The organism is Roseibium sediminicola (assembly GCF_023156505.1).
Lineage (GTDB): Bacteria > Pseudomonadota > Alphaproteobacteria > Rhizobiales > Stappiaceae > Roseibium > Roseibium sediminicola.
The window spans coordinates 1-26977 of the sequence record NZ_JALNMJ010000038.1 but is presented as its reverse complement, the minus strand read 5'-3'; the positions used below and the strand labels follow the sequence as shown (position 1 = coordinate 26977).

General features: G+C 56.6%; 26 protein-coding genes, 1 pseudogene and 1 riboswitch. Of the genes and pseudogenes, 10 read left to right on the top strand and 17 right to left on the bottom strand.

The window, feature by feature from the left end; genetic code table 11:
• Positions 1-215 (top strand): hypothetical protein (locus M0H32_RS28125; protein ID WP_248159992.1); only part of this gene is annotated, 215 nt, incomplete at its 5' end.
• A 59-nt stretch (positions 216-274) separates the two neighbouring features.
• On the opposite strand, the gene M0H32_RS28120 is transcribed toward M0H32_RS28125, so the two are convergent.
• From M0H32_RS28120 to M0H32_RS28060, 13 genes are all read right to left on the bottom strand, one after another.
• The gene (locus tag M0H32_RS28120) at positions 275-1069 is read right to left on the bottom strand and encodes an ABC transporter ATP-binding protein (RefSeq protein WP_248159991.1); all 795 of its coding nucleotides are present in this window, start codon (positions 1067-1069) and stop codon (positions 275-277) included.
• 9 nt (positions 1070-1078) lie between these two features.
• Positions 1079-2113: a FecCD family ABC transporter permease gene (locus tag M0H32_RS28115; protein ID WP_248159990.1), complete on the bottom strand. Its 1035-nt coding sequence runs from the start codon at positions 2111-2113 to the stop codon at positions 1079-1081.
• Entirely contained in the window at positions 2110-3093 is a 984-nt protein-coding gene (locus M0H32_RS28110) for a FecCD family ABC transporter permease (RefSeq protein ID WP_248159988.1), read from the bottom strand. The genes M0H32_RS28115 and M0H32_RS28110 overlap by 4 nt, the downstream gene beginning before the upstream one ends.
• A 50-nt stretch (positions 3094-3143) precedes the next feature.
• Positions 3144-4106, bottom strand: coding sequence for an ABC transporter substrate-binding protein (locus tag M0H32_RS28105; protein ID WP_248159986.1), 963 nt, complete (start codon positions 4104-4106; stop codon positions 3144-3146).
• A 280-nt stretch (positions 4107-4386) separates the two neighbouring features.
• Positions 4387-5148 (bottom strand): ABC transporter ATP-binding protein, encoded by a 762-nt coding sequence (locus M0H32_RS28100; protein ID WP_248159984.1) that lies wholly within the window; start codon positions 5146-5148, stop codon positions 4387-4389.
• Positions 5145-6182: a FecCD family ABC transporter permease gene (locus tag M0H32_RS28095; protein WP_282449596.1), complete on the bottom strand. Its 1038-nt coding sequence runs from the start codon at positions 6180-6182 to the stop codon at positions 5145-5147. The genes M0H32_RS28100 and M0H32_RS28095 overlap by 4 nt, the downstream gene beginning before the upstream one ends.
• A 13-nt stretch (positions 6183-6195) precedes the next feature.
• Positions 6196-7236 (bottom strand): ABC transporter substrate-binding protein, encoded by a 1041-nt coding sequence (locus tag M0H32_RS28090; RefSeq protein ID WP_248159982.1) that lies wholly within the window; start codon positions 7234-7236, stop codon positions 6196-6198.
• A gap of 200 nt (positions 7237-7436) precedes the next feature.
• A riboswitch (cobalamin riboswitch) is annotated at positions 7437-7680 on the bottom strand.
• A 114-nt stretch (positions 7681-7794) separates the two neighbouring features.
• Positions 7795-9222: an MATE family efflux transporter gene (locus M0H32_RS28085; protein ID WP_282449594.1), complete on the bottom strand. Its 1428-nt coding sequence runs from the start codon at positions 9220-9222 to the stop codon at positions 7795-7797.
• A gap of 6 nt (positions 9223-9228) precedes the next feature.
• Complete coding sequence (locus tag M0H32_RS28080) at positions 9229-10296, bottom strand: PLP-dependent cysteine synthase family protein (protein WP_248159978.1); 1068 nt, start codon at positions 10294-10296, stop codon at positions 9229-9231.
• Positions 10293-11627, bottom strand: a complete 1335-nt coding sequence (locus M0H32_RS28075; protein ID WP_248159976.1) for a type III PLP-dependent enzyme domain-containing protein — start codon at positions 11625-11627, stop codon at positions 10293-10295. Before M0H32_RS28075 ends, M0H32_RS28080 begins: the two co-directional genes overlap by 4 nt.
• On the bottom strand, positions 11618-12613 hold the full coding sequence (locus tag M0H32_RS28070) for an ornithine cyclodeaminase (protein WP_248159974.1): 996 nt from the start codon (positions 12611-12613) through the stop codon (positions 11618-11620). The genes M0H32_RS28075 and M0H32_RS28070 overlap by 10 nt, the downstream gene beginning before the upstream one ends.
• 90 nt (positions 12614-12703) lie before the next feature.
• Entirely contained in the window at positions 12704-13165 is a 462-nt protein-coding gene (locus tag M0H32_RS28065) for a ParB N-terminal domain-containing protein (RefSeq protein WP_248159971.1), read from the bottom strand.
• Positions 13166-13335: 170 nt separating this feature from the next.
• Positions 13336-13608: a recombinase family protein gene (locus tag M0H32_RS28060; protein WP_248159969.1), complete on the bottom strand. Its 273-nt coding sequence runs from the start codon at positions 13606-13608 to the stop codon at positions 13336-13338.
• 602 nt (positions 13609-14210) lie between these two features.
• Here M0H32_RS28060 and M0H32_RS28055 point away from each other — a divergent pair.
• The 4 genes from M0H32_RS28055 (at position 14211) to M0H32_RS28040 (ending at position 17198) form a co-directional block, all read left to right on the top strand.
• The gene (locus M0H32_RS28055) at positions 14211-14459 is read left to right on the top strand and encodes a hypothetical protein (RefSeq protein WP_248159967.1); all 249 of its coding nucleotides are present in this window, start codon (positions 14211-14213) and stop codon (positions 14457-14459) included.
• 344 nt (positions 14460-14803) lie between these two features.
• Positions 14804-16159, top strand: a complete 1356-nt coding sequence (repC, locus tag M0H32_RS28050) for a plasmid replication protein RepC (protein ID WP_248159965.1) — start codon at positions 14804-14806, stop codon at positions 16157-16159.
• 16 nt (positions 16160-16175) lie between these two features.
• On the top strand, positions 16176-16790 hold the full coding sequence (locus M0H32_RS28045) for a ProQ/FINO family protein (RefSeq protein ID WP_248159963.1): 615 nt from the start codon (positions 16176-16178) through the stop codon (positions 16788-16790).
• 99 nt (positions 16791-16889) lie between these two features.
• Positions 16890-17198, top strand: coding sequence for an RNA polymerase subunit sigma-54 (locus M0H32_RS28040; RefSeq protein WP_248159962.1), 309 nt, complete (start codon positions 16890-16892; stop codon positions 17196-17198).
• Between the two features lie 6 nt (positions 17199-17204).
• Here the strand turns inward: M0H32_RS28040 and M0H32_RS28035 are convergent, their stop codons facing one another.
• The 3 genes from M0H32_RS28035 to M0H32_RS28025 form a co-directional block, all read right to left on the bottom strand.
• A complete protein-coding gene (locus M0H32_RS28035) occupies positions 17205-17693 on the bottom strand; it encodes a hypothetical protein (RefSeq protein WP_248159960.1) in 489 nt (162 codons plus the stop codon).
• 414 nt (positions 17694-18107) lie between these two features.
• Entirely contained in the window at positions 18108-18551 is a 444-nt protein-coding gene (locus tag M0H32_RS28030; RefSeq protein ID WP_248159959.1) for a hypothetical protein, read from the bottom strand.
• A 1-nt stretch (position 18552) separates the two neighbouring features.
• A complete protein-coding gene (locus M0H32_RS28025) occupies positions 18553-19389 on the bottom strand; it encodes a hypothetical protein (protein ID WP_248159958.1) in 837 nt (278 codons plus the stop codon).
• Between the two features lie 222 nt (positions 19390-19611).
• Between M0H32_RS28025 and M0H32_RS28020 the strand changes: the two genes are divergently transcribed.
• The 5 genes from M0H32_RS28020 (at position 19612) to repC (M0H32_RS28000) (ending at position 26640) form a co-directional block, all read left to right on the top strand.
• The gene (locus M0H32_RS28020) at positions 19612-20103 is read left to right on the top strand and encodes a hypothetical protein (protein WP_248159957.1); all 492 of its coding nucleotides are present in this window, start codon (positions 19612-19614) and stop codon (positions 20101-20103) included.
• Positions 20104-20407: 304 nt separating this feature from the next.
• On the top strand, positions 20408-21685 hold the full coding sequence (locus tag M0H32_RS28015) for a multidrug effflux MFS transporter (protein ID WP_248159956.1): 1278 nt from the start codon (positions 20408-20410) through the stop codon (positions 21683-21685).
• Positions 21686-22897: 1212 nt separating this feature from the next.
• The gene (repA, locus tag M0H32_RS28010; RefSeq protein ID WP_248159955.1) at positions 22898-24097 is read left to right on the top strand and encodes a plasmid partitioning protein RepA; all 1200 of its coding nucleotides are present in this window, start codon (positions 22898-22900) and stop codon (positions 24095-24097) included.
• A 64-nt stretch (positions 24098-24161) separates the two neighbouring features.
• Positions 24162-25166, top strand: coding sequence for a plasmid partitioning protein RepB (gene repB / locus M0H32_RS28005; protein WP_248159953.1), 1005 nt, complete (start codon positions 24162-24164; stop codon positions 25164-25166).
• A gap of 217 nt (positions 25167-25383) precedes the next feature.
• Entirely contained in the window at positions 25384-26640 is a 1257-nt protein-coding gene (repC, locus tag M0H32_RS28000; RefSeq protein ID WP_248159952.1) for a plasmid replication protein RepC, read from the top strand.
• 127 nt (positions 26641-26767) lie between these two features.
• Here the strand turns inward: repC (M0H32_RS28000) and M0H32_RS27995 are convergent.
• A pseudogene (locus M0H32_RS27995) lies at positions 26768-26977 on the bottom strand (recombinase family protein); the annotation flags it as partial.

The following is a 26977-nucleotide window of genomic DNA, read 5'->3' as shown; positions in this document are numbered from 1 at the left end:
TCAAAGGCTGGTGTGGTCTCGTCGAGACAGCATTTATCGAACCGGGCACAGGGATGAGCCCAGGCGCTCCGGAGGTCATTCGGAGTGTCCTTTTTTATTTCAGATCAATGATTTACGGCTACAGCAATCAGTGGTTGATTACCTTGCGAGAGGGCGCAACCCAACACCGAATGGGGTCTCATCGCAAGGTTGATAAAAATGTTTTCCACACCTAAGGCGGGATGTTTGACTTGTTAAATTTATCGATAAAGCAATGCTGAATGGTGCGTTGATTTCAGGCCGTAAGGACACTTCGCCGGACGAGCTCTACATCGAAGTGGGGCGGTGCATTGTGAGCGATTGGGACGAACCTTCCCTTGACGCGAAAGACTTGCTCGACGAGACCTGAGCGCGCCAAGTCTGTTGGATTGCCGTCGAAAACAAGCTTGCCTTGTTCAAGAAGCGATATCCGGTCACAGACCGCCATGGCCTGATTGAGATCGTGGATCGCCATGACGACGGCTACGGCTCTTTCGCGGCTGAGCCGATGTACGAGGTCGATGACCTCAACCTGATACCCGATGTCAAGAAATGTTGTCGGCTCATCCAAGAGCAAAATGCCCGCTTCTTGAGCGAGGGCAGCTGCGATCCAGGCGCGCTGGCGCTCACCGCCAGAAAGCTCCCTGAGCGGGCGGTTGGCGAAATCGGAAAGTCCGGTATTCACGAGCGCCCATTGAATGGCGTCTTCATCGCGCTGATCGTACCGGCCAAACAGTCCAACATGGGCAAAGCGTCCCTGTCGGATCAATTGGGCCACGGTCATCTCGTCAGGCGCTGACGGTTGCTGCGGCAGGAACGCCAGTTCTTTTGCGATCTGGCGCCGCGACATTGCAGTGATGCTATTCCCATTGATCGTAATCTGTCCTCCAATGGGGCGAATAAGGCCAGCCATTGCTTGCAACGCCGTGCTTTTGCCTGATCCGTTTGGCCCGATCAGAGCGCGAACTTCACCAGGCCGCATCGAGAGATGAAAATCCTCGAGTGCCGTGCGGCGGCCGTAAGAAACGGTGAGGGAAGTGCAGGATAGCATTGCGGGAACTCACGAAATTCTGCGCAAGAGCGCAATGAGGACGGGAACGCCGCAGATTGCGGTGACGACGCCGATCGGTATCTCCTCCACCTGCCCTACCAGCCGCCCGGCAAGATCACCGAGGGTAATGACGATGGCACCTAGCGTGAGGGTCAACGGCAGGACCAGCGCGGTGTGCCGGCTGCAGAAATAGCGGGCAAGATGAGGAACAATCAGGCCAACGAAAACGATCGGTCCGACAACGCCGACAGCGCTGGCAGCTAGCACGCACGACAGAAACAACCCGATGGAGAATTGCCGCTGGTATGACAATCCGAAGGACTGTGCTACCGGCGCGTCGAAGCGCAGGAGTTCCAGGGGCCTCTGGAACACCGGCAAAGCCAAGAGGCCCACAAACGTGAATGGGCTCAGGAACAGGGCATGTTTCCAAGTACGCGCATAAAGGCTGCCGGAAAGCCATTCGAGCAGGACTTCGATACGGGCCGATCCCCAGCCTGCGATCAGGCCGATTGCCAGCGCATGCAGCACCGCGCCGACCGCGATACCGCACAACGTGATGCGCATGGGCCCGAGATCCCGGCGAAATGCCAGAGCGTAGATTGTCCCGCCTGCAATCACACCACCTGCCATGCCTACCAAGGGCAACCATTCCAGGGGAAGGGCGAACAACGTGTTCGATCCAGGTTCTTGAAGATAGACGGTAAACAGCAGAAAGAGTGTAACCGAAAGCGTAGCGCCCTGGGAAATTCCCATGATCGATGGATCTGCGAGCGGATTGCGCGTGATCGTCTGGAGCAAAAGTCCGGCAATCGCGAAGTGGATGCCAGCTAGAATGCCAGTGACAATGCGTGGCAGGCGGATGTCCACGATGATCGAATGTGCTTGCGCCGTTCCTCTTCCTGATAGAGCCTCGATAACATCTGCAGGCGGGATATCGGCAACGCCGAGGAATACCGACAGCAGCACCGACAGAAAGCAGAAAAAAATGCTGCCTAGCCAAAACCAGAGGGGAACAGTCGGACGGCGTGCCAGGACGGTGTTCATGTTCCTATCCCCCTGTTGAAAGCAAGACCAGGACGCTGGACAAGATAGATGAACACCGGGCCACCAACCAAAGCCGTGACCATTCCCACGGGCAATTCCTGCGGTGCTGCCACGCTGCGGGCAATGATGTCTGCACTCGCCGTCATCAGCCCCCCAAGTGCAGCCGAGAGTGCGATGGTCCAGCCCGGGCCCTCCGGTTTCAGAAGCCGGGCGATATGAGGTGCTACCAAGCCAACAAAGGCAACCGGTCCCGCTACGGGGGCAACCCCGGCCACAGGCAGGACGGCAGCAAACAACAGCAACGGCTTCCAGAACGTCAGCCGCAGGCCCATTCCAGCGGCGACCTCGTCACTGAGCGAGAGCAGGCCGACGGCTCGTTGACAGAAAAGTGCACCTCCCAGTCCTGCAATGACCCAGGGAACCATAAAGGCCAGTTGTATCCATGAGCGCCCCTGGAAACCACCGGCAAGCCAGAATGTGAGCGTTGCGGCCTGCGGTCCGCTGGCTAGGAGAATTGCTGTCGTCAGTGCCCCGAGAAAGAGCGAGACGCTGATACCGCCGAGCGCAAGGTGGAGTGGCCGACCCGTACCACCACGAGCAATCCAGAAGGTGACGAGCGCCGCAGTTAAGCCCCCCAGCATGCCGACGATCGGATAGAATTGAGGCGACATCCAGGGCAAAAAGACCGAGCAATAAACGATTGGCGCTACGGCTCCGGCAGTGACGCCGGTTGTCCCCGGCCCCGCAAGAGGGTTGCGGGTGAGGCTTTGCAACAGATAGCCCGACACACCGAGACCCGCTCCAGCACAGTAAGCAACCAGGCTACGCGGTAATCGCAGCACCCACACAATGATGGAATCGATTTTTTCGTCAGGTGCAAGCAATGCCGCAAGGAGGGCGTCAGGTGCGATCGGCCGTGCACCGGCGAGCAGTCCGGTAGCGACAATCATCAAGGCGCTGACGACAACGGCCGTGGTCATCGTCAGCGATCTTGCGCTATTTCCAGATAGGGATCCCGCACCTGCGAGCATTACATCTGCAGCTCGGTGGGAATGATCTTGGCAGCTTCCGCCTTGACATCAACTTCCGGGAACACGTCCGGATACAGGTAATGGGCGGCCTCTCGTAGAACGATCTCGCGACCGATCGGACCGTTGGCTTCGACCCACTGATCACCGACATAGTGAACACGGCCGTTCTTGACCGCGGAAAGCTGGCTCCAGATCGGGTTGCTTTCATGCGGACGGTCCGGACCATAATCATAGACGAAAATGACTTCCGGGTCCTTTTCCAGCATGGTCTCAAGGCTGAGTTCCATGCCGAATTTACCGTCTGTCTGCATGGGGCCTGCTATATTGTTGCCACCGATCGCAGAAACGATGGAAGCCGTGGTGTTCTCCGTGTGGAAGGCAAAGGGAACCTCTCCACCCCACATCATCACAAAGCGTGGTTGTTCGTCTTTCGGCGCTTTTTCTGTCACCTGCGCCACATGTGCTTTAAAGGCGTCGTTGAGCTCCGCCCCCCGCTCGGGCTTGCCCAGAATAGTTGCGAGCTCGGCGACATCCTCATAGCTCTTGTCCAGAAGCTCCATGTTGTAGGCGACGTAGGGCGCAATACCCTCGAGCTGGGCAGCGTTGCCTTCGGTATAGCGGCGCATTGCAACGATGAGATCCGGATGGGCTTCGGACAAAAGCTCCAGATTGGGCTTCGCGCGCTGACCAAGCTGCTTCATTTCGGTGGTTAGGCCCAACAGAAAGTCGGGATGGCGGTCCGCCACCATATAGGTGGTCGCGACTGGCTTGATGCCAAGTGCCAGTGCAACGTCAACCGCAAAATAGGATATGCTCGCAATGCGCTCCGGGGTACCTGGAATCTCTACCGCGACACCGCGGTCATCCGTGATTGAAACTGACTCTTGAGACAGTGCCGGTATCGAAGTCAGAATGGACACGCCCCCTGCGAGGGCGCAGATGAGGAAGCTGCGGCGTTTCATGTCGCGTTTCTCCAGTTTAAAATAGTCAATCACAGACGTGTCGCTCTCGAACTCCTCCGTCGCTCGTTGGGCCGGAACGGCGACGAGAAACCGGTGTCAGATGCAACAGGGCCGTTTCGATATCGCGAGTTGTAAATTTAAAACATGAGTATTGCAATCATGTTTTAGAGTCGAACGCACTTGTGGCATTGGGAATTGCACTGCTGCGCGCGCATAATCGTCGCCCGACCGAGGTCGTAGCGCCAAGCTTCAAGCACAAGTGTATTTTGTGGGAAACCCGCTAAAGACAGAAGGAAACCCGTGGCCGCCTCTGTCCGGAAGGCGGATGCACCGTGGCTTCGACACCAAAAACACGTGCGATCATGTCGGGTGTAATCACGGTCTCGGGCGTGCCTTCCGCGATCAGTCGCCCATCGGTGATCACCGCGATCCGGTCACAAAAAGCCGCGGCATGATCGAGATCGTGCAGGGCGACAATCGTACCGCATTCGAGATTGCGCAGCAGGTGCAGCAAGTCGATCTGGTGGCGGATATCGAGATGGTTGGTCGGCTCATCCAACAACAGAAGCTCCGGCTTCTGTGCCAGTGCGCGCGCAATCTGGACGCGCTGGCGCTCTCCACCTGAAAGCGTCGACCAGGCCTGGGCCGCCTTGTGTTCCATTTTCACCTGCCTCAATGCGGAGGATATCGCGTCGTCGTCGGTCTTGGACCATGCGGCCCAGGCACTGCGGTGGGGCGTGCGTCCCAGCATCACTACCTCGTGCGCGCTCAGCTCGGTCCCCGTGTCCGCATGCTGAGCAACGAATGCGAGGCTTCGTGCCACCTGCCTGCGGCGCATCCTCGAAAGCAGCTGCCCGTCAAGCAGCACCGCCCCACCATGAGCGGGGCGCAATCCGGCCAGCACGCGCAACAGGCTGGATTTTCCCGAACCGTTCGGTCCAACCAGCCCGATGACACCGCGTTTGGGGATCGAAAGGCTAACGCCGTCAACAATCGGCCGGCCATCTGCACGCCACACGACATTTCGGCATTCCAGCGTCATACCCGTCGCCTCGTTCGCCAGAGAATGATGGCAAAGGCCGGTGCCCCGACCATGGCCGTCACTACGCCAATGGGCAGCACCTGCCCGCTGATCATGGTGCGTGACAAGATGTCCGCAACGATCAGAAACACCGCCCCGGCCAGCACCGAGGCCGGGATCAGGCGTTCGTGGCGAGGACCGACCAGAAACCTGGTCGCGTGGGGCACTACCAAGCCAACAAAGCCCACCGCGCCAACAATGCTCACCACGGCGGCGGTTAATAGGGCGGTGACCGCGAACAGGCCGGTGCGCAGCGAAGAAACCTCTATCCCCAGGGACGCAGCAGCTTCATCGCCAAAGGCAAAGGCATCGAGTGCCCGCGCCTTGGACAGGCAGTAGGCGAGACCCAGAGCAAGCACCGGCACCGCAACCCAGGTATCGGGCCAGCGCACGCCGCCAAGGCTGCCCAGCAACCAGAACATGACGCCACGCGTCTGTTCGGCATCCGCGGACGTGGTGACGATGAAAGAAGTGGCCGCGTTGAACAGTTGCGCTCCTGCGATACCCGCCAGGATGACCCGGTCAACACCGCTGCCTGCCCCGCGTGCCAAGATTGCGACAAATCCGAAAGCCGATGCCGCCCCCAGGAACGCACCGCCGGACAAGCCCAGCCCACCGATGCTGAAACCGAGGATAATGACGAGTACCGCGCCGGTCGACGCGCCGGCCGAAATTCCGAGCAGATAGGGTTCGGCGAGCGGGTTGCGCAGCAGTGCCTGCAATACCACCCCACAGAGAGCAAGGCCGCCGCCTGCACACGCAGCGACCACTGCACGGCTGAGCCGGTAGTGCCAAACCACTCCATCGCTGATGGGGTCGATCGTATAGGCCGCACCAAACAATCGGTTTGCGAGAATCCGGACGACATCGCCGGAAGATGCCTCGACATCACCGATGGTCATTGCCGCCCAGGCGGCCAGCAGCAAAGCGATGCTGCTGGCCACGAGGAACAAACCTACCCCTTGGGGCTGGATGGCGAGGGAGCTTTGTGTCATTGCCCGCATGAATTTACTCGGTCAGGCCGTGGGCGCGCAGCCCCTGTGCCAGCACCTCAACTCCGTCGACAGACCGCAGAGTGGGGTTCATCGACTGGGCGTCCATCTCGATCAGATTGCCCTCGCGCACCGCAGTCAGCTGGTTGGCGACGGGATCCGTCATCAGGAAGTGCCGCCGCACTTCCACATCGTCAGCGGGCTGCCGGCGCCGCTCCATCGTGGCCAGTACGATTACCGTCGGATCCAGTTGGACGATCGTCTCCCATCCGACAAGTGGCCATTCCTCGTTGCTTTCGATGACGTTGCGCACACCGACGACACTGGAAATCCATCCCGGGGCTCCGAGCTGGCCGGCCACATAGGCTTCACCTTCGACATCGGCTGGTGATGAGAACCAATAAAGGACCGAAACGTCTTTGGCCTTGAGCTCTGCCGCGTTGGCCGCGGCCGCCTCGATTCGCGCCCGGTTGTCGGCGATCAATTTGTCACCTGCCTCCTGCACGTCGAATATTTGCGCCAGCTCGAAAATCGAACGTTCCAGCAGGTCTACGGACCATGCCTTGTCGCGTGCCCCGTCGCCATCTCCCTCTGTGGGAGTGCTTTTGGCGCACTCGGAGGGGGAGGTGTAGGTTGCAATTCCGAAATCCGGGAACTGCTCGAAACTGCCCACACGGCCGCCGTTCTCGTTGATATCGTCGCTCCATTCATTGAGAACGATCTGCGGCCTGACCTTCAGGACGGCCTCGAACGCCGGCGAATTATCGGCCAGCCTCGGAAGGTTGCCGCCTTGCTCTTTGAGGTCTTCCGGGAGCGGCACCAGCCAGAGCGATGTCCCGGCGATATGATCTTTCAAGCCCAACCGCAGCATGATTTCGGTCAGGCCTTGCCCGACCGTGACCGCCTTCTCGGGCGGTCCGGCGATTTGAAGCGTGCGCCCGCAGTTCTCGATCTCAAGGGGATAGTTGGTTTCCTGGGCAAGGAGATTGTCCGCCGCGGTGGCGAACACGAGGGCCAGGCTGCACGCAGACAAGGCTCGGGTGATTGATTTGCTCATGGGGTGACATCCATCAAGGCAGGTATCAACGGTGGAACCGCGTCGGAGCGACACCGTTCAATTGAATACAAACGGGAGAAATCCGGGAATTCCGCGGCAGCACGCCCGCAAAGTAATGCGTCCATGCTCCGGTCATCCTCGAAGGATCAGGTCAGGTGGGTCATCGTCAACATCCTTTCAGAGCTTCCCCGCTCGTAAATTCGGATTTCGTGTTGACGGCAGGTCTCCTGGCTCGCGGATCAGCGCCTCTACGTCTGCCTTCCCGTATGGCTCTGTTGAGCCGCTACAGTGACATGCTGCGAAAAACGCAGCACAAGGACGAAAGACTTCCGCTTACAGTTGCGGGGGCAGCCACGGTTTTGGCCCCTTTTGGGTCGTCCGCACCGTGTTCCCTATTAATCTCGCCGACATCTGTCTTTGAGAACCGTCAACGGATTTCTAAGATGCGTGTATTCGTGGCGTCAAGTACGCGAGAGGCGATATTGCCAAGGGCCAAACACAATCGCGATCGGCGGGCTTGGGCAGCCAGCCGATCAATGAATATGCGGCGGAAGGCGGTTATGCTCTTGCTCGTTCCATACTTGGCGCCTCAGGGGCGCTGACGTGCAACTGTGTTTGTCCTGCCCGTAAATCCACAATGAACCGCCGCCACAGCAGCAGGCTCGTCACGCCGAACCCCAGGCAAAGGCCGAACCAAACCCCATAGGCTTCCCATCCGGCCCAATAGGCGCAAAGGGCCATCGCGGGAATGCCGACCAGCCAATAGCCAATCAAGGTGTTCGTGAGGCCTGCTTTCGTGTTGCCGAGCCCGCGCAGCAGGCCGACGCAGATATTCTGCGATCCCTTGAAATACTGATGTGCAATGGCAAACCACAACAATACCGATGCTACAGTCAAGACAGCCGGGTTATCGTCCAACCCGAGGAATGGACGCAAAACGGTCTGCGGGAAAAGAACGTAGACGAGGCCGATCACGCTCATAATGGAAAAGCTGATGGCGAGCGCGCGCGTCGCAATACCGCCTGCCTCATCGAGATGGTGTTTGCTGACCGCCCGGCTGACCAGGATCGACGAGCTCTGCGACAGCCCGATGTTGAGCTGGTATACAATATAGGCAAGCTGATTGACGATATTGGAAGCGGCCAGTGCAACCGGTCCGAATGTGCCCATGAAAACCGTTGCGATGGAGGTGATCGCGGCCTCCGATCCATATGTCAGCGCAATTGGGGTTCCCATTCGCGCAATCTGTTTCATGACGGCAGGGTCTGCCCGCCAGAGATCCAGAGCAATCAGTGGCGCAAGTGTTTCGTCGCGCCGCACGGTGCGTAAATAGGTCAGGAACGTCCATGTCTGCACGAGCGTGGTCGCAAGGCCGATTCCGCTCAAACCCAGCTTGGGTAGTCCAAACCAGCCGTAGATGAAAGCGGCATCAAGCGCTGCATTTACCGCGATGGAAATAACCGTCACCCGAAACAGAGAGCCCGCCCGCCTGAGCCCCACAGCAAACTGTCTCAAGACGTTTAGCCACAGCATTGGCAACAACCCCGGAGCGATGGTAAGCAAAATGGGCTGTGCGAGCCTGACGACTTCGCCACTTTGTCCTAGAAAGGGGAATACCTGTCCCAGAGCCGCTAGCAGTATACCGGCGGCAATGGCGGTCAGAGCTGCCACGGCCAAGCCCGATCGCAAAAGAGTCCGGACCTCTTCGTGAGCAATTTCGTCCGGAAGATCAGTGCCCGTCCGCTTTTCGCCGCGCGCGATTGCCCCGGCGATCTGATTGCCCAGGCCCGTCACCATGCCGACGCACATGGTGCGAAGCTGATTGTAGAGGAGCAAGGCCAACCCGCCTGCTGCAATGGCCTCGACGCCGATCAGGCCCATCATGAGAAGGTCCGTGCTTGTCAGTGCGACTTGAGCGAACTGGATCCCGGCTATCGGGGCCGCAAGAGCCAGGATATCCCGATATGGAGCGAATTTCGAGTTCATCGTCGATCACGCTCCGATTGCGATCAATGGCTCAGACGACAGTCTGATGGAATCCTGATAGGCATCAATAAGCCGACTCAGGCGCTGATGTGCCGTCTCGTCCAGGAGATGCCGCTCCATAAGCCAATCGTCGTTGAAAACGCTGTCAAGATATTTTTCGCCAGCGTCGCAAACCAGAACAACTATGATGCTGTGCGGTTCGACAAGAGCCAGACGCGTCAGGGCTGCATGGATGGCAGCCCCGGCCGTACCGCCGACGAGGAGCCCAGTGCGGCGTGCAACGACGCGGGCCATCGAGAAGGCGTCCAGGTCATTGACCTTCAAAGCCTCATCGATCAAATCGTACTCAACATTGGGACCGACGGTAAAGCCGCCCGGTGCTCCGGACCCGGACTGCCAATACTTGCCTGCAGGGCCGCCAAAAATGATAGATCCAAGCGGTTCGACTCCAATACTGGTCACCTTGGACCCAAGCTTGCGCAGTTCTTTGACGGTCCCACACAATGTACCGCCAGTGCCAACGGCGCCGACGATGTAGTTCAGGTCCACACCAAGGTCGCGAACCAGTTCTATTGCAAGGTCGGTGTAGCCCTTGTTGTTGTTCGGATTGTAATGCTGATCGGGCCAGAACGCGCCGGTCATTTCCGCAATCTCTGCTGCTATTCGCCGTCGCTCCACGGTACTGGGGCCCTCCCCCTTGCTTTGCGCAAAGACAAGATTGACCCCCATCGCCTGCATCGCGCGAAGCTTGTCCCGGGCCGCGTGATGGTCGACAACAGCGGTAAATTTGTAGCCGCGTTCAATGGCGACCAGGGCAAGGCCCGTGCCCGTGTTTCCCGATGTCGGTTCGACGATGTGACCCCCAGGCTTCAGCTTGCCATCCTGTTCGGCCGCCAGGATCATTTCCCGGGCCATGCGAACCTTGCATGAGCCAGTCGGATTGAACTGCTCCAGCTTCAGCAGCAACCGGCTGCCCGATCCTGTCCGGGCCAGCTCGAACAGTGGGGTATTTCCGATGAGTTCCGAGCTTTTTGTCTTGATCTGCTCAAGAGGATAATTGGTGAGCACGTTCATTGGTCCATCCTCCAGGTGAAATGGTCTTCCTGCTTGCCGACAACGATTTTTGGAGGCAGGGCGAGTTGATGGAATTCGCTCTCGTTCTTGTCCATCTGATATCCGGCGGTGTTGGGATAGATGATCAGGTCGCCGTACCGCGGAGCGGCGGGAAACATGATCTTCCGCCAGGTCAAGACGTCATATTCCATGCAGCTCGAGCCCCCGATTGCTGCGCGCACCGGGGTTTGTTGCCTGGCCGGCCCACGCTGAATCAGCATGGGTGTGGGAAGAAACTCGCTGTTTTTCCATTGCTCCGACAGGCTCATGCTGAGGCCGGCCACAGTGACAATGCCGTGGTCTGTGTTGCGCTTGAAACCTTGCACCGGGAAGACGCTCATGCCTGCGCCGTCAAGCAGTGCCCGGCCAGGCTCGATATAGAGGGCAATTCCCGTGCTGAGTAGGCGCGAGGCCAGAGTGCCCTCAGCGGACGGCCGTTCAAGGATAGCGTCCAGCATGTCCGCCCCGGTTGGGGTCTGAAAATAAGGGTAAAAATGCGAGAAACTCTTTCCCGCATGGAAAAGCGAGGGATCAAGGCCTCCCTTGAAAGCGTTCCAATCGTCTTCGGAGACATAACTGCAGGCAAATCCACCTCCAATTGAAATTGCCGAGCAGGGGAAACCGTTCTGGCGGGCTTCCAGGCATCGATCGATCAGGGTGAAGGCAAACTCCGTGCGCGGTTCCACAGCATATCCGTCCAGATGGAAGGAAAACCCATCCAGGACAACATGGTCTCTGACTTCTGCGCACCGTTGAAGAGCGGATTGCAGATCAGTCTCGTTGAAACCGAACCTGCTGTCGGGCGCGGTTGGCGGCAACAAGCGCAGCAGAACCCTCAGAGGCGTTGTTTGTTTTGCGATAGTAATCGCTCTTTCGAGTTCATCGAGTGCATCTATAGCGACCGCCGCTCCATGGCGGGCCGCGAGCCAAAGCAAATCGTTGTTTTTCGCAGCTCCGGTTACACCGATGCGTTCACCGCGTATTCCGTTCGCAAGGGCATGCACGAATTCCGGAATGCTGGCGACATCCACCGACCCTTCCAGCTTGGCAATTTCCGGCAGCCATGCGCTGGCCTTATTCGCCTTTTTGCCGAAAAAAACGTGCCCGGCGACGTTCTTATCGCGGAGAACCTTTTGGAAGGCAGCCAAATTCTCCGCGAAACTACCAGGATGAATGAGGTGGAACGGTCCACCAATGGAGCCGCTGATCTGGTCGAGAAGTCCGTTCTCCTGTCGTACGGCCGGCGCCCAGGATCTCTCCTGGGCACGCAATGCATTGATCGCTATTTCCACAACTCAACCCTCCGGCCACGGCCTGCTGCAATTCCGCGGGTGGCGAGAGCATGGGCCACCGGTATGTCCGTTATGATCATGCCGCTGCTGAAGGCGAAGACCCTGTCTTCCGGCGATCTGCGGCCCGGCATCTTGCCTGCGACGATGTCAGGGAGTTCGGCGTCAATACCGGCAAACCCATCATGGCCTGCAAGCCTTTTCCCGGTGACACCCATCTGGCCTTCATTTGTTGCGACTGTGTAATCCGCCTCGCTCAATGCGCCGGTTTCCACGCCCTTGCTCGCGACTGAAATCAGCAGACCGCCAGGTTGAAGCCACTTGGTCTGAATCTTCGGATGCGCAGCCCGGCCGGATGCGGCTACCACGATATCGGACATCGCCGCGGCGGCGGGCACATCCTCCACCAGTTCGACTTTCCGATCGGGGAAATGGCGAGAAAAGGCCGCCATGCTGGCCGCGATCCCATCGGGATGAGTTCCGAATAGACGGAAAGTTTCCAGAGAAGGGAGCGCGGTGGCAAGATAGGGTAGTGTGTTGATACCTTGCGCCCCGGTACCGATCATCAGCACCGACTTCGCGGCTTCCTTCGCGCAATGCTTGGCGATGATGGCGCTGGTCGCCGGCGTGCGGGAAGCGCCGACACGTTGGCAATCCATGAACGCAAAGGGAAGGCCCGTCGTGTCGTCATATAGGCTAATCGTCGTGTAGTATTTTTCGGCACTTTCGCTGCCCTGGCGGTAGGACGTCTTGAAGCCGAGTTGCTGGAGTGCGCCGTCATAGCCAAGCATGGAATAGGACACCGCATCACGCTGCGCTTCCGGTAAAGGCATCATAAGTTTGGTCGGGCAACGCGAAGCACCGTTCGCGTGATACAGATAGGCGTCCTCGACCATGCGGATTACATCCGCCGGTGGGATTTCGATATCGGCCAGGTCCGTTCGCGAGAGAATGTGCATCGCGGGGGTGCGCAGGTAGGACTGCGTCATGTTCGTTTCCTTTCATCGTTAGGCATAGAAAAACCGGCGACTGAATCCGAGAAACAGCCGTTGAAATCGTTCCGGTCGGTGGGAGGTTGCTTAGGCGCTCATGGCGCCGTGTTGGAGGGGAGCCGCTTGAGGACGATGCCGGAGTACTGGCTGCGCATGGCGCAGCGCATCCAATGGAATGTCGCAACCAGGCAGAGGTGTGTGGAAGACATGCCGGGTTGTCTTGCTGGGAAATTTCCCACCACTGCGGTACATGGACCAGATGTGCTCAGCTGTTACCGTCTCGGCCGGACGCCAGGCTTCCACATGAACATGAGTGTAATCCAGAAGAACAACCGGGATAACTTCAAGCTGGAGGCGTCTTGAGACTTCAAGCCGATGATGTCCGTCCATGATGAACAGGGCATCTTTCTGGGCGGCAACCGGGCACCGCCAACGTCCCGATTTCAGGAGTTCGCACTCGACTTCTTCGAGCCGGTCAATGTCAGTTTCCTCGGTCGGAACAAGCAGTCTCGGGTCGATCAAGTAATAAAAACCGATGCAAGCCGTCATGAACATATCCTCATATTACGACCATCCAGCGAAGGGATCACCAGTTACGAACGCGCGATCACAATCGACGGTTGCTATATGGCGCACACACAATGTCAAAAATATGACTAAATGACTCAACTTTAATTGGCAAGCCCTCAAGACGCAATTTGAATGGGCCTGATCACAGATTACAACACGGCCTGCGGCTTCGCTGATCGGATACGTTTAACGATTTCAACAACACGGCCGCGACTGGCCTTTCCGGCAATTTTTCCGTGAATTTGCCGCACACTGAACCCGGTCGAGGCTACGAGTGTTTCGATTTCGGCGATTAGCCGAGGTGCAAGCGGAGGACGGCCGAGATGCTTGCCGCGCGCTGCGGCCGCTTTCATGCCGGCGATGACACTCTCAGTGATCAGTGACGACTCTAATTCAGCCATTGCGCCGATGAGGATCAACATCACGCGACACATTTAGGTTGCGATGTCGATTTGATCCTGGACGCTGAACAAGCGCACTCCGAGACAACCGAATTCTTTCAGTTCGACTGATAAAGAAACCGAAAATACCTCTTTGCGAATTCACGAGTGCAATTTCAGATCTTGAATCGCAGAATCTGCGGCTTGCGGTTAGTTGCGCATACCGCTGCCGTTCGACACATTTTCCGCCCAGGCTCGTGCCGGGCCGGCTAGGGGTAGATTTGCCAGTGCATCTGGCAGCCGCGTTTTTTCGGTGCGGAGCACGCCGCGCGCCGAAGCAAACAATTGAAAAGCAGTGCTCATGACCAAGAGGTGGACGTCAAGAAGCGAACACCTGGGTTGAGTGAATGGTCCGACCGAAAGTGATCCACTCAAGGGCTGTAATCTTCGCCATTGAAATTTCTCGTAGAATTGGCCACACTGCCCCCGCTTCGCGTCAGTCCGCGAAGTGAGGCGTGGAAACCTCTCGAACGCTCGGCCCTATGGCCGGGTGACGTCCGCTATGTCCAGGACCCCGGTCTAAAAGCGGCGTGCCTATGCGTTCGTAGGTTTCCAACATCCGGCCACCAGGGTGTTGCCTCTGAATGAATTTGTTCAAGAGGCTCCGCCCGGTGACGCATCCCAATAAGAACATTCGCGATGAAGATGCACGGCGCATTAATTGGGCGTTGTTCAATGGCGAGTTCGAAGTTGCGCTCCGTTTGATCGCCACCCTTATGTCGGAAGCCGGCCAACAGGTTTCTGAGGAAACCGTGGCGGATGTTTTGTCTCTCGTTCCTCAGGCAGACCTGGAAGGCGGACCTCTGCCGGGGCGTCGTAGCCAGCTTAACTGAGGAAAGGGCAGACCGGTTCCCACATGACATTGCGTCAATTGGGTGAATCAGTTTACTCAACCATACCTAGCAGAAATGACAGGGTCTCATCTGTGGTCGTTTAGCTCGATCCGCACTGGCTTTGACCAAAGTCCAGCGAACCCGATCAAGCCATTCATTTTCAAAAGCAATCAAGTAGGAAAAAAGAGTCCCAGAACGACAAAACCCGTCATCGGAACAAACCGACAATGGGAGATGTACTGAAGAATTTTAGCACATTTTTTGTAGTACATCCCCCACATCGCTGTCAATCCTGACCACTGTTTCGGTGAACGGATTTTTGTTGCCTGGTCTCATTTAAGTACATGGACCAAGACCAACCGTTTTCACCGCGCGAGAGCGCGAACCCTTCCGCTCGTCAACACATTGCCTGTTTCCGGAAACTGTCGGACGGGATCCTCGCCAGCGCTGCACTGGCGGCCCACGACGACCGGCCGGAAGTCGCCAAGGCCGAGCTGGCCCGCACGCTCAAACGCGCGGCTCCTGCCCTCGGCATCCGGCGTTCGGCCTATCAGATCCTCGACATCCTGCTCGGCCTGGTCCGGCCGGAAGACTTTGCTGCCGGCAAGCGGCCCATCGTGGCGATCTCAAACGACCGCCTGATGCAATATACCGGTGCTTCCATCAAGACCGTTTCGCGGTGCCTCAAATCCCTGGTCGAAGTCGGAATCCTTGCCTATCGCGATAGTCCGACCGGCCGGCGCTATGTCTACCGCAAGCACGACGGCACGCCGGACGAGGCTTACGGGCTGGATTTCACGCCCGCCTGTTTCAATCTCGATGCCTTTGCCGTCCTAGCCGATGAATACCGGGATGCTCTTAACCGGGAGCGTAACGCTAGGCGCGCCGTCACCCGGTTGTCCCGTGCCGTCATAGATCTGGTGGAAGCGGCCGGGCCGGACTTTTCTGACTATGCCACGCATGCCGAGAAGCTGTTGGCCGAGCTGCGGCACGATCCGGAAGCGTGTGCCGAGTGGCTTCAGGCCCTCTATGACGATGTTCTGGGTGTTGTGGAAAACCGGCGTCAGGAGAAAGCTCAAGACGCCTCAAAAGAGGCTGAAATGTCGCCTGCGGGCGGTCAAAATGTCCCCCACATATATAATACAAACCCACCACCTTCTGTATTTTCTCGTAACAAGCGGACTTGCTCTAACGAGCAAGAAGCCAACCTTAAGGCTGACAACGGCTTCGCCGTTGAAATGGCTCTTGAAAAAGAGCCTTGCGGAGCGGGAAGCGAAACACAACATCCGAATGAACAAGCGGAAACGGTGGAAGCCGGCCATGCCGGGGCAAGCGTGGGTGATCGGCTCACTCAATCGGATGTCGGCAATCTCGAAGGCGTCTCCATCGGGCTGATCCAGTCCGCCTGTTCTCTGGCGCAAACCGAAACCAACGCCCGGTTCAAATCCTGGGCCGATCTTTGCGCCGCGGTCGAGGACCTGCGGCTCCTCGTCGGGCTCAGCGAAGCCGGATATACCCAGGCCGTGTTGCGCCATGGAAAACACCTGCCGGCAGCCTGCCTTGCCGTCGTCGCTGAAAAGGCCCTGCGCGATTCTCGGATGATCGCCTCTCCCGGCGGATATTTCCGCGCCATGATCGACAGGGCGTCGGATCACAAGCTAAACCTGAAGAGATCCCTCTTCGGACTCGCACATTCCTGAATTTCAAAGGCAAGACATGATCAACCCGGATGAAAGCAACGAGCATGCGGCCGCCCTGCCCGCCAAGGTGCAATCGAGTGTCAATTCGGCGAAGAAGACCTTGAGGCTCTTTGGATCGGGGCCGGCAAAATCTGATCCTGCTGCGGCCGAACCAGAAACCGAAAGCTCCAGCACGCCGGAAACGGCGATGCTCTCCGGAGGCAACGAACCGCAAGATGCGACTCCAACTCGCAGGAAGAAAATACGGGACCGGCGAGTTCTCAAACCCGGGTTCAAAACCAAGGTTCTTAATCAGCTGACCGAGGCCCTCGGGATCAGCAAGACAGTGGACTTGCCGAAAATTTTTCTCGCCGAAAGGGTGAGCCCCATGAAAATCGGGATAGCCGACGATCTCCTCGCCCGCTATCCAAATGCTCGGGACCGTAAGGTCGTCAAAAAGGCCCTGGGTGTCCTGGTGAGGTCCCTCACCTATTCAAACGCTGTCATCGAAGAAGACCGGCGGTATGATCTCGATCTGAACCCGGTCTACGATGCAACCGGGGAGATCACTGAAAAAAGCCGCGCCGATGCTCAAAACAACATTAAGAGCGCCCTGGCCAAAATCCGGAAAAGCAAGACACAGGATTCTTAATTGGCCCAGGAGGCTGGGTGCGCACATTTGGGCGTATTGCGAAAATATGGGCTCTAAATTCAGCCGGCGCCCTGCTTTGAAAACACTAAGGATTTGCTCATGAACGCATTCGATCCCGCAAGCTCAACACTCTCGGAGGAGCTGCCGGATGTGGCCGCCGCCAAGGCGATCCTCACTGCCCTCAATCAGATTCTCGGCGAAGACGGCCAGAAACACGTTACAAGCCAGCAGGTTGTCAACGAACTCCTGCCAGGCGCTGCCTCTTTACGAAACTGGTTTCTCTATCTCACTGAGGATGCGATCGGCAGAGGTGAGCTGGATACGGCGGACACTATCCAGACCGTGCTCGGTTTCCAACTCGACCATTTCGAACGAGGCTGCAATATCGCCCTCTCCATCATAGCCTAGGATCCATCACATCCGGGTCTCTATCGTTTCAAATGTCTTGGATAGAACCTCGGTCACGTCCTGGGGCAAAGAACCGGCAAAATCTCCCGAAAGCAGCCGCTCAACGTCCTGCTTCCACTCATAGAGCAAATTGATGCGCTGTTCTGTCGAGCCATTTCCGGCTTGCAGTTCGCTGGCGAGACGCAGCAACCGCTCAGCTTCACTCCGGAACGGCTCTTTGAGTTCGCCCAGGTGCTGAAAAGGATGGGGGCCGCTCCCACGCATCTGTTGATCTTGCATCGAAAAATCCTCCATGAGAGCGGCAAACCGGTGAATGCCTGGATAGGCCAAACACAATTCACGCAACTCCCGATCGCTGACTCGGCCCCACAGATCCTGGAGATCGGGCAGATGTGGAACCATCACCTCCACCAGGTGACCGCCGGACAGCCACTGACGTTCGAAGTCCGTAACCGCTTTGTGGATCCGAGCTGCGATTGTGTGATCGTGCTTCATTCGGATCCCCCTCAAGTCTTCTGAGCTGAAAGTGGCGGAAAGGTCTGCCTGGAAAAGGGCATTAATACGACCCTCCCCTCAGCAGACAAAAAGGCCGGAGCGCGTGCAGAGAAACACAGGCTCCGGCGTCGAGTTTGATCTACGAGAGGCGTAGGACAACAATGGGGCCAAGCACTCACACTGCTACTTATAAGGGTAGATATAGAGAATGCAAGCAAGATGTGGGGCGTGTTTACGCTTCCCGGCTTCGGACAAAAAGGCCGGAGCCAGGTGAAGTGAAAACGCTGACCCCGGCATTCAGTTTGCTCTTCGAGACGCGAACATTAGGGGAGAACGCACTCTCGGTGCTACGTATAGGTGACGCAACGGAGTCTGCAAGTTCTTACAATGGAGTTTCTCGCAGTCTCCACCTGTTCAGAACCTTTGTAGATGCGGTTTAAGGTCAGCCAGGATGATGGTGTTCGTTTCCCCGGCATTGGGCATATCCATACTAGCGGTTGGTGGCGCGACATGTGGTTTCAAGTCAACCCATTGGAATCCATCCGAATACCAACTGCCTTCACTGCTGACCGGCAGATCGATCACGGGTTTCAAAGCAATTGATCCATTCAGGTAGCCGCCGAGATGGGGCTTGAGGTGAGCCGCCTGCAAGGAGCCATAGTTGGCATCAGATGCAGGGGCAACGAGCTGCGACCAGACACCAGGTCGCGCCTTAGGAGCGGTAGCGTAATCGTTTTTGAGGGGGCCGGTCACATCGACTATCTGCCATTGCTCTGCGGATGCCATGCCCGGGACAAGTGTCAAACCGATTGTTGACATTGCGAGGGCAAGCGAAACAGTTTTCAGCCGGTTGATCATATCAGGCTACCTTCTTTCTGTTGCTGCGATACCAGCGCCGGAAGTCGTCAAAATCTGTGTCAAAATCGGGATCCTCCAGGGTTTCGAGGTTCCGGTAGCGCCCATCTGCTTTCACCAGGCGTTCGTAAAGGTCCTGATACCTATCCTGGTTTCCAAAACGTGATGCGATGGCAAGCGCGTTGAACGGTGCAACGGGATCCTTCGGAATGATTTCGTTGAAGCCGATCAGGTGATCGCTGTAACCGCTGGTCTCGATGAGTTCGCGCATTTCAGCGTTTGCCCTCTTCTCGTGAGGCGTCCGTTTCCAGACCAGAATGATCCGGTTCCCGGCGACTTTGAAACGCAGGACCTTCGCCCAATCCTCGTTGGATTTTCCAAGAAGCTTTAGCATCAAGCCGGCGGCTTCCTCCCACCCCTCACGATGCTGGACATGGGCGGTCAGGGAAGAGAGCTGCATTCCGAGCTTGAAGGCATAAGCGACAAGGGCGTGGCCCCAGTCATCCTCCGAGACCGGACCTTCCGAATCGATCTGCATTGCGAGGTTAAAGGAACTTTCTCCGCTGAAGGCGTAGGACTTGTGAAAATCGTTCCAGCGAGCAGTGCGGATCAACCCGAGCATCCGCCGAACTTGATCATGGGCCAATTGGGACCAAGGATATGAGACGAACTCGCTCACCATGATTTCCAGCCCGTCTTCGTAGGCACTGGACTTGCGGCCCAGACCCTTCTTGATGTTCCGGATCGTCTTGTCATGGCTTCCGACACGAACGGCGATGTCAACGTCTTTCTGACCGGCTGCTTTGAGCAACCATACCAGCTCCATCTCAGTAAAAGGCATGGCAGCGTCCCTCTCCTGGTTATCGTTGCTGCCATTCTAGAATGGATTGCGGCCAGAAACCGGCAAACTGGCCGGTCATCTTTCCGGTCGGATAGCAAGGGCGGATGCCGGCACGCCTCCCCCGAGCTCTGCGATGGTGCGCATGTCGAGAGCAGCTCCTCTCGCACTATCGCAACCAGCACGGTCCTGGTCGGGCCGCCGAAATCAGAAGGAGGGTTCATTATGAACCTCAATCAGACCCTGAAGGCAACCAACCTTCGTTTCAACCGCACTCAGACACAGGCTCGCGCGTTCGAGCTGGAGGCCCTGGAGCAGATCTGGACCCACCCGCTTGTCGGCGGTTACTACCCGCTCGAGGCAAAGGAGGCCTTCAACCTCCAGGCTATGGTGCTCCAGTCGGACGGCCGCGATGTCGCCGAGGAGACGGTGTCCGTCATCTTCGTTCTGAACGATGGCGAGTCCTACTTCCTGGAAATCGCGGTCCAGACTGCGCCGGGCGAATTCGCTTACGCCGGCTACATTCCGGCACTTGAAGGCGTCCAGTCGCTCAAGGCCCGCGTTGACACTGCGTCAATGAACGGTCTGTTCCTGCTTTCCACGGCCGGCTACGAGAGCCGCGTGAACTACGGCTTCGATCCGTTTTCCGGCTTCTATCAGGAACTGGTTCTGCCGAGCCTGGCGGTTGCCGCAATGCGCGCGCGCCGCGCGGGGTAAACGGTCGCGACAAAGAGGAAAGGCTGCGGCACGCCGCAGCCTTTCTGGCGTTTAACTGAACGAATTACACCTAGTTGGGGGCAGACCAAGATCTGCTCGGAATCCTGCGTTAAGCTCGAACGGAATGAGAATATCGCGCCGCCCGGAGGAGCCGTCCCGTGCGTCCAATAGCAACATGCAAGAATTGGCTGTTGACCCACCCTAGGTTGCCTTTTACTTATTTCATCATGAGCGTTGATTTGGTTTCTTTCGTAGTAGGAAGGCGCATGGGCAGGGTGGCGTAGCCACCCGGCGGAAAGCACCCATGCGCGGTAAGCAAGGCCCCTCTACCGGGCCTTTTTTTGTGCCCGGACCTCTCTCTGCAAAAATACTATTGCCAGCCAATATGCCAAAATCTTCATCCGCTCCGCACCTGTCTACGCTGATCCTGCTGTCAGCGCTTGGCATTCTTCCAGTCAACATATTTCTGCCGTCGCTGAGCGACATGGCAGTGGAATTCGCCGTGGAATATGGTGTCATCGGCCTCGCATTGGCCGTTTACGCAACTGTCTCGGCAGGTCTCCAAATCATTATGGGGCCGATGTCAGACAGGTTCGGTCGCCGTCCCGTAATCCTGTGGGGTTTGGGAATCTTCGTGGTTGCCACGCTGGGATGTGCCACTGCTCCTGACATTTGGACTTTTCTCGCTTGTAGAATGGTCCAGGCTGTTATCGTGCCAACATATGCGGTGGCTCTTGCCATCGTTCGGGATACGACCAGCAAGGAGCAAGCCGCCAGCAAGATCGGCTATATTGCAATGGCGTGGGCCATAGCGCCCATGCTTGGCCCGAGTTTCGGTGGAATACTTGATGAGGCATTCGGGTGGCGCGCAAGCTTCTGGTTTCTCGTCTTGTCCGGCGCAGTAGTATTAGCGCTGTGCTGGGTCGATCTTGGTGAGACCAACCGGGAACCGTCAAACACGATTACCGAACAACTCCAGGTGTATCCCGAACTGTTTAAGTCACGTCGTTTTTGGGCCTATGCCTTGTGCATGGCGTTTTCGATTGGTGCGTTCTACGCTTTTTTGACTGGCGCCCCTCTAGCTGCTGGATCTGCATCGGAGCTGTCTCCAGGCGTGCTCGGCATCTACATGGGATCGATCACTGGGGGCTTCATGATAGGAAGCTATCTAGCTGGGCGTTTCTCAGGCAGGTTTCCGTTGACGACCACATTAATAGCTGGCCGGACAATTGCCTGCATGGGCCTGCTACTGGGTCTGTTCCTATATTTCTTCGGTGTCGATCATGTGATGGCGCTGTTCGGTCCATGCATGTTTGTCGGTGTCTCTAACGGTCTTACCATGCCGAGTGCGAATGCGGGCGCGATGTCGGTTCGGCCGAAGCTCACGGGTAGTGCCGCAGGTTTGGCAAGCGCTATCGCGGTTCTGGGTGGGGCCATTATGTCAACGATGACGGGTGCCGTTCTAGCGGCTGAAAACGCCCGCTTGGGGCTCCTTCTCGTCATGCTAAGTTCTGCCACGATAGCACTTACCGCTGCTCTTTGTGCCCGTCATTTCGAACGCACTCATGAGCATGGTCATTAGCCACCAGGGCTGTCCCCCTTCGGCTATTGCATGCCATAGATGCGTTGTACTCTTATCGTTTGCCCTCAGCACAGGATTTCGATCAGATCTTGTTCTGCCCCTAGATAGGTTTCAGAAGCACTCAATTCCGATCCGGAGCAGGCGCTGCATGTCCTTGTTCGAACGGATCTCGATGCATGTTGCCGTTGCCCTCCCATTTTGAAGGGCTAGAATGTCTTTTGTTCCGAACAGCCTGTCGTATCGAAGCGTCCAACGAAGCAGTTCTGTCCGCAGGCCATCTCGACGGAGTACACGGTAGAGCCGCCGCCATATCGGTGGAGCCAGCCGAATGATTGTGTCGGCTCGTTGAACACGGTCCCCATAAGTCCGGCTATTTCCACCCTCGATGATCCACCTATCTTGGGCCGCCAGTCGGCGTAACCGCGCATCAATATCCTCCGGTGCTCGCAAGGCCCCATTCCGATCCCAAACTTCGTCGTCGACTGCATGGATGGGCAGTTCGTACCGGAGACCAAGGTGCTGGGCGAGCCACGTCTTACCTGACCCTGGACCGCCGACAATCATGATCCTATTAATAGCCATGCACTTCTCTGGCACGCTGCCTCGTAGCCGGTTCCCAGTTCCAGGGCAGCAGTCCCTCGACCTGGGACAAGGGCGTTTCGGCGATGCGGACCGGCCCTGACAGGCGGTCTGATCCTTGGCGTAGGGGCGTTGCCTCTGCGGGGAGCGGCCCAGATTCTCCGACGAACCAGCTCGATTGCGTTCCTGCTCCGTACTTGACCCACTTCTTAGCCTGCCACGCGTCTAATCACCAAACAATGTGCGAGCATGAGCAAGCCGGGTAAGAACGCCGCCTCCCCGAATCTCTGTGCAGCAGATTCGCTGTGACTCGTAGAGTCGGATGCGGAATTAAACTCTAGCTCTTGGATTATGCTTCAAAGCCAGCACTTCTCGGCTCCAGGCAATACGCATGTGTTTGGTATCGAGTGGCAGCTATTCAATCTGAAACGTCGTTGAAATCTTTGTGTTTTTTTGCCTATTGTACGGCTGACAAATGTAGATGCCCGGGTATCGTCATTTCTGCATATGATACACGCGCAAAGTGTTAATATCGATTAACCAAATAATGCTTGCGTTGAGCTCCCAGTTTGGCATATTCCCGTTATATGGCTTTTTTTTGCAGAAAAGCGTTACTAAGGTGGATGGCTGAGCATGGACGTTATTGCCGAGTCCGGTAGTACTTTTGATGAGATGATTCTTGCACAGGGCGAGTTGATTTCGGACAAGCTCAACATACTGCGAATGGAGCAGTTTCCGCCCAATGCCAAAAAAGGCCTACGAACCTTTTCACTCTCGGAAACAGCTTACTTTTTGGGTGTCACACAATCCAATGTCAAGAAATTGCATCTCGCCGGGGAGGGACCAACGCCCACAACGTCCTTGTCAGGAAGGCGCTCTTATACAGCTGATCAGATTTTGGAACTTCGGAAGCTGCTTGCAGAACGAGCGAAACGAGGCCCCAAAAAGTACGATCCGCGCCGCGATAAAGATGAAGAATTGCAGGTTATTTCCGTCGTCAACTTTAAAGGCGGAAGTGGAAAAACGACAACTGCATCACACTTAGCGCAGTTTCTCGCATTAACTGGTCACCGGGTTTTGGCGATTGACCTGGATCCGCAAGCTTCTCTTTCTGCGTTGCACGGTATTCAGCCTGAACTGGATGGCACGCAATCACTCTATGAAACCTTGCGCTACGACGACGAACGAAAGAGCATCAAGACAGTCATTCAGCCGACCAATTTTCCGAATCTACACATCGTGCCGGCCAGTTTGGATCTTCAAGAGTATGAGTATGACACCCCAGTTGAAGCTGGAAAGCGTGACAACTCGGAAGGGCAGTTGTTTTTTGTTCGCATTTCGAACGCGTTGAAAGAGGTTGATGACGACTACGACGTTGTCGTTATCGATTGTCCCCCACAACTCGGCTACCTGACACTCACTGCTCTCACCGCGTCCACTTCGGTTCTAGTGACAGTACATCCGCAGATGCTCGACATCCTTTCTATGAGCCAGTTTCTATTGATGCTAGGTAGCATCCTGGGCAGCATCAAGGACGCCGGCGCGGACTTGAACCTCAGTTGGTTCCGATATCTCGTAACTCGATTTGAGCCGCAAGATGGGCCACAAATGCAGATGGTGGGCTTTCTTCGGGCACTGTTTCCGAAGTTGGTGCTGTCTAACGAAATGGTAAAATCCACCGCAATTTCTGATGCGGGTATCACCAAGCAAACAGTCTATGAAGTTGAAAAAGCCCAATTCAACCGAGGAACCTACGAGCGCGCGATAACGTCGCTAAATAGCGTCAACGAAGAAATAAGAGATCTCGTGCACCGGGCGTGGGGGCGAACATGAGATTGAATTGTCAGCCGTACAAGAGCCGAAAAACATTTTTTATTTCAATGTCGGGAGAGAGTAGATGAGCCGCAAGCATGCTCTTTCGGAGCTTGTTGGTTTGGATGGCGCGGACCAGGATCAACCAGCGCAAGAAAATAAATCACGGGCAGACTATGTGCGACGGGGCGCATCCAGAGCGATGCAGAAGTCATTGGGTGACATCGCTGAGAATGCTAAGTTGGTCGCGGCCGGGGACGTAATCGTTTCCTTGGAACCAGACACAATTGACCCATCGTTTTTCGTTGATCGCCTCGAGGAGGATGATCTGGAGTTTACCGAGCTCCTAAACGCCATTAAACGAGATGGCTATAACTCCACTCCGATCTTGGTGCGTCCTCATCCGGAAACAGAAAACCGTTACATGATTGTTTACGGTCACCGGCGTTGGAAAGTTGCTCAAAAACTCGGCGTCAAGGTTCGTGCCGTCATCAAGACAATTGAAGACATTGGACATGTGATCGCTCAGGGACAGGAGAATAGTGCTCGCTCCAATTTATCGTTCATCGAAAAATCGATGGCTGCTGCAAAATTGGATAGCATGGGGCAATCGCGTGAGACAATTAAGACAGCCTTGTCAGTCGACGATGCACTTCTGTCTCGGATGCTATCCGTAGCCACTACAATTGACAGTCGAATTATTTTCGCGATTGGAGCTGCTAAGAAGATCGGCCGCGATCGTTGGGAAGAAATGAAGCGATTGATCGCTAATCCTCAACTCTCAAGAATTGCCTTAGATGCAATCCGGGCACCGGAATTTGACGAACTAAGTTCGAACGAGCGTTTTGAGCTGATGCTTAAGACGTTAAAGCAGACCGGTCGTTCCGCAAAAAGCCGTGGCCGAACAAGTGTAAAAAAATCTATTTGGACAGCGTCGGACCAAAGCATGGCTGCGAGCATCCAACGTTCGCAAACTGCGTTTCAGCTAAAAATCAATTCTGAAACCGCGGGGGAGTTTGGTGACTACATCGAGCAGAACCTCGATCGGCTTTTGGCAGAGTATAAGGCAGGAAAGGAAACGGATGGCTAGTTCATAAACAAAGAACCCGCCACCAGGGCGGGTCCTTAGTTGAGATAAGCACGAGTGCCTAAAATCTCAGTGTCGCAACTCCGATTCTAGAATCACTCGCATCGCAACGCAAGTTCTGTCTTCGAGCAGAGCACGATTTCTTGCGTCTTCCAGCTTGTCTCGCATTTAAAAATTCAGTGCCTGGTCGCGTTTATGCGCTTCCGGCAAAGGAGGACTTATGTCTTCGTCTCAGCAGATTGCGAGTTTTCGCAAGGTGTCTGCCGGGATCCTTGCGAGCGCGCATCTGGCGTCCCAGGAGGATCGGCCGAAGGTCACCAAAAAGGAAATCTCCCTGGTTCTGAAACGCGTCGCCCCGGCGCTTGGTATCGATGGCACGGCCTACCATGTTCTGGATATTCTCCTGGGTCTTGTGCAGCCCGACGACTTCCAGGCAGGGAAACGGCCGGTGGTGGCGATCTCCAACCAACGGCTTGCCGAATATACACGGCGCACCACACGCACTGTCACGCGCTGCCTGAAGAAGCTCGTCGAAGTCGGGGTTCTCGCCTATCGGGACAGCCCGACCGGGCGGCGCTATGTTTACCGTGGCAGGGCAGGGGAAGCCGAACAAGCCTATGGCCTGGACTTCACTCCAGCTTGTTTCAATCTGGAAGCCTTCAAGGCCCAGGCGGATGCGTTCCAGCGCCGTATCAAGGCTGAGCAGGAAGCCAGGCGGGCTGTCACGCGGTTTTCACGGGCGATCGCCGACATGGCTGAGCTTGAGCCTGCGGAGTTTCACGAGTTTGCTGCCCGAGCACAGTCGGTTGTGATCCGGGACGAGTTGAATGTGGTGGAGAAGGCGGCACTTCTGGAATCGCTCTATGCGCGGGTCCTGACTCTCCATGAAGCACATTCGTTGAAATCAAAAGATAAAATGTCATGCGCGGGTGACATTGATGTCAGCCCTTTATCTATTACAACCCAAACCGACTCCCTTGAAAGTAATCCTCAACGGACTTGCTCTAACGAGCAAGACACTGAATTTGCCTCTGACAACGGCTTCGCCGTTGAAATGGCTCTTGAAAAAGAGCCTTGCGGCGGGCGCACGGAAACACAACGGCCGAAATCACAAGCGGGAAGAGCAGAGGCAGGCAAATTTCCAGAAACCAGCCTGGATGGCGTCTCCATAGGGCTCATTCAGTCGGCATGTTCGTCAGTGCAGGCTGAAACCGGGACCAATTTGAACAGTTGGCCGGCCCTGTGTGGAGCTGCAGAGCAGTTGCGCCTGCTGATCGGACTCAGTCCGGCCGGTTATCAGCTCGCTGTCGAGCGGCAAGGCAGATATCTGGCCGCGGCCTGCCTTGCGGTTGTTGCCGAAAAGGCCCTGCGGGATCCGGAGCACATTGCATCGCCCGGCGGGTATTTCCGCGCCATGATCGACAGGGCAGGGGAGGGCAAACTCCGCCTCCACAAATCCCTGCATGGACTGGTGTGAGGCCATGGTGAGGCCTGACCGGAGATCAGTGCCGGCGCCAGTTTTCCGACCGGTTGAAATCAAACGCACGGAGACTTCGTCCGCAGGGTCTGGGCGGGCAATTTGCGCCGGAGTTCCGATCTGGGACTCAAACTGCTTCGAGCAAACCGGTCCGCTTTGCCCGGTCAATTAGGTTCTTGACGGAAGAAGGCGACCATTTTGTTCCGCCGCGTGGCGTACGCTCGTGCAGGCGTTCGAGCTGACCGGCGATTTCGCGCAAGGTTAGCTCCGGATTGGACGAATGGATGCCGGCGACCAGCGTCATCAACCGGTCTTCCGGCGGGCGTGGAGGCGATTT

What these genes read in the sequence shown, in the direction of transcription:
- M0H32_RS28120 (WP_248159991.1), bottom strand. Translation starts at nt 1,069, where the DNA reads ATGCTATCCTGCACTTCCCTCACCGTTTCTTACGGCCGCCGCACGGCA.
- M0H32_RS28115 (WP_248159990.1), bottom strand. Translation starts at nt 2,113, where the DNA reads ATGAACACCGTCCTGGCACGCCGTCCGACTGTTCCCCTCTGGTTTTGG.
- M0H32_RS28110 (WP_248159988.1), bottom strand. Translation starts at nt 3,093, where the DNA reads ATGACCACGGCCGTTGTCGTCAGCGCCTTGATGATTGTCGCTACCGGA.
- M0H32_RS28105 (WP_248159986.1), bottom strand. Translation starts at nt 4,106, where the DNA reads ATGAAACGCCGCAGCTTCCTCATCTGCGCCCTCGCAGGGGGCGTGTCC.
- M0H32_RS28100 (WP_248159984.1), bottom strand. Translation starts at nt 5,148, where the DNA reads ATGACGCTGGAATGCCGAAATGTCGTGTGGCGTGCAGATGGCCGGCCG.
- M0H32_RS28095 (WP_282449596.1), bottom strand. Translation starts at nt 6,182, where the DNA reads ATGACACAAAGCTCCCTCGCCATCCAGCCCCAAGGGGTAGGTTTGTTC.
- M0H32_RS28090 (WP_248159982.1), bottom strand. Translation starts at nt 7,236, where the DNA reads ATGAGCAAATCAATCACCCGAGCCTTGTCTGCGTGCAGCCTGGCCCTC.
- M0H32_RS28085 (WP_282449594.1), bottom strand. Translation starts at nt 9,222, where the DNA reads ATGAACTCGAAATTCGCTCCATATCGGGATATCCTGGCTCTTGCGGCC.
- M0H32_RS28080 (WP_248159978.1), bottom strand. Translation starts at nt 10,296, where the DNA reads ATGAACGTGCTCACCAATTATCCTCTTGAGCAGATCAAGACAAAAAGC.
- M0H32_RS28070 (WP_248159974.1), bottom strand. Translation starts at nt 12,613, where the DNA reads ATGACGCAGTCCTACCTGCGCACCCCCGCGATGCACATTCTCTCGCGA.
- M0H32_RS28065 (WP_248159971.1), bottom strand. Translation starts at nt 13,165, where the DNA reads ATGACGGCTTGCATCGGTTTTTATTACTTGATCGACCCGAGACTGCTT.
- M0H32_RS28060 (WP_248159969.1), bottom strand. Translation starts at nt 13,608, where the DNA reads ATGTTGATCCTCATCGGCGCAATGGCTGAATTAGAGTCGTCACTGATC.
- M0H32_RS28055 (WP_248159967.1), top strand. Translation starts at nt 14,211, where the DNA reads ATGAATTTGTTCAAGAGGCTCCGCCCGGTGACGCATCCCAATAAGAAC.
- repC (WP_248159965.1), top strand. Translation starts at nt 14,804, where the DNA reads ATGGACCAAGACCAACCGTTTTCACCGCGCGAGAGCGCGAACCCTTCC.
- M0H32_RS28045 (WP_248159963.1), top strand. Translation starts at nt 16,176, where the DNA reads ATGATCAACCCGGATGAAAGCAACGAGCATGCGGCCGCCCTGCCCGCC.
- M0H32_RS28040 (WP_248159962.1), top strand. Translation starts at nt 16,890, where the DNA reads ATGAACGCATTCGATCCCGCAAGCTCAACACTCTCGGAGGAGCTGCCG.
- M0H32_RS28035 (WP_248159960.1), bottom strand. Translation starts at nt 17,693, where the DNA reads ATGAAGCACGATCACACAATCGCAGCTCGGATCCACAAAGCGGTTACG.
- M0H32_RS28030 (WP_248159959.1), bottom strand. Translation starts at nt 18,551, where the DNA reads ATGATCAACCGGCTGAAAACTGTTTCGCTTGCCCTCGCAATGTCAACA.
- M0H32_RS28025 (WP_248159958.1), bottom strand. Translation starts at nt 19,389, where the DNA reads ATGCCTTTTACTGAGATGGAGCTGGTATGGTTGCTCAAAGCAGCCGGT.
- M0H32_RS28020 (WP_248159957.1), top strand. Translation starts at nt 19,612, where the DNA reads ATGAACCTCAATCAGACCCTGAAGGCAACCAACCTTCGTTTCAACCGC.
- M0H32_RS28015 (WP_248159956.1), top strand. Translation starts at nt 20,408, where the DNA reads ATGCGCGGTAAGCAAGGCCCCTCTACCGGGCCTTTTTTTGTGCCCGGA.
- repA (WP_248159955.1), top strand. Translation starts at nt 22,898, where the DNA reads ATGGACGTTATTGCCGAGTCCGGTAGTACTTTTGATGAGATGATTCTT.
- repB (WP_248159953.1), top strand. Translation starts at nt 24,162, where the DNA reads ATGAGCCGCAAGCATGCTCTTTCGGAGCTTGTTGGTTTGGATGGCGCG.
- repC (WP_248159952.1), top strand. Translation starts at nt 25,384, where the DNA reads ATGTCTTCGTCTCAGCAGATTGCGAGTTTTCGCAAGGTGTCTGCCGGG.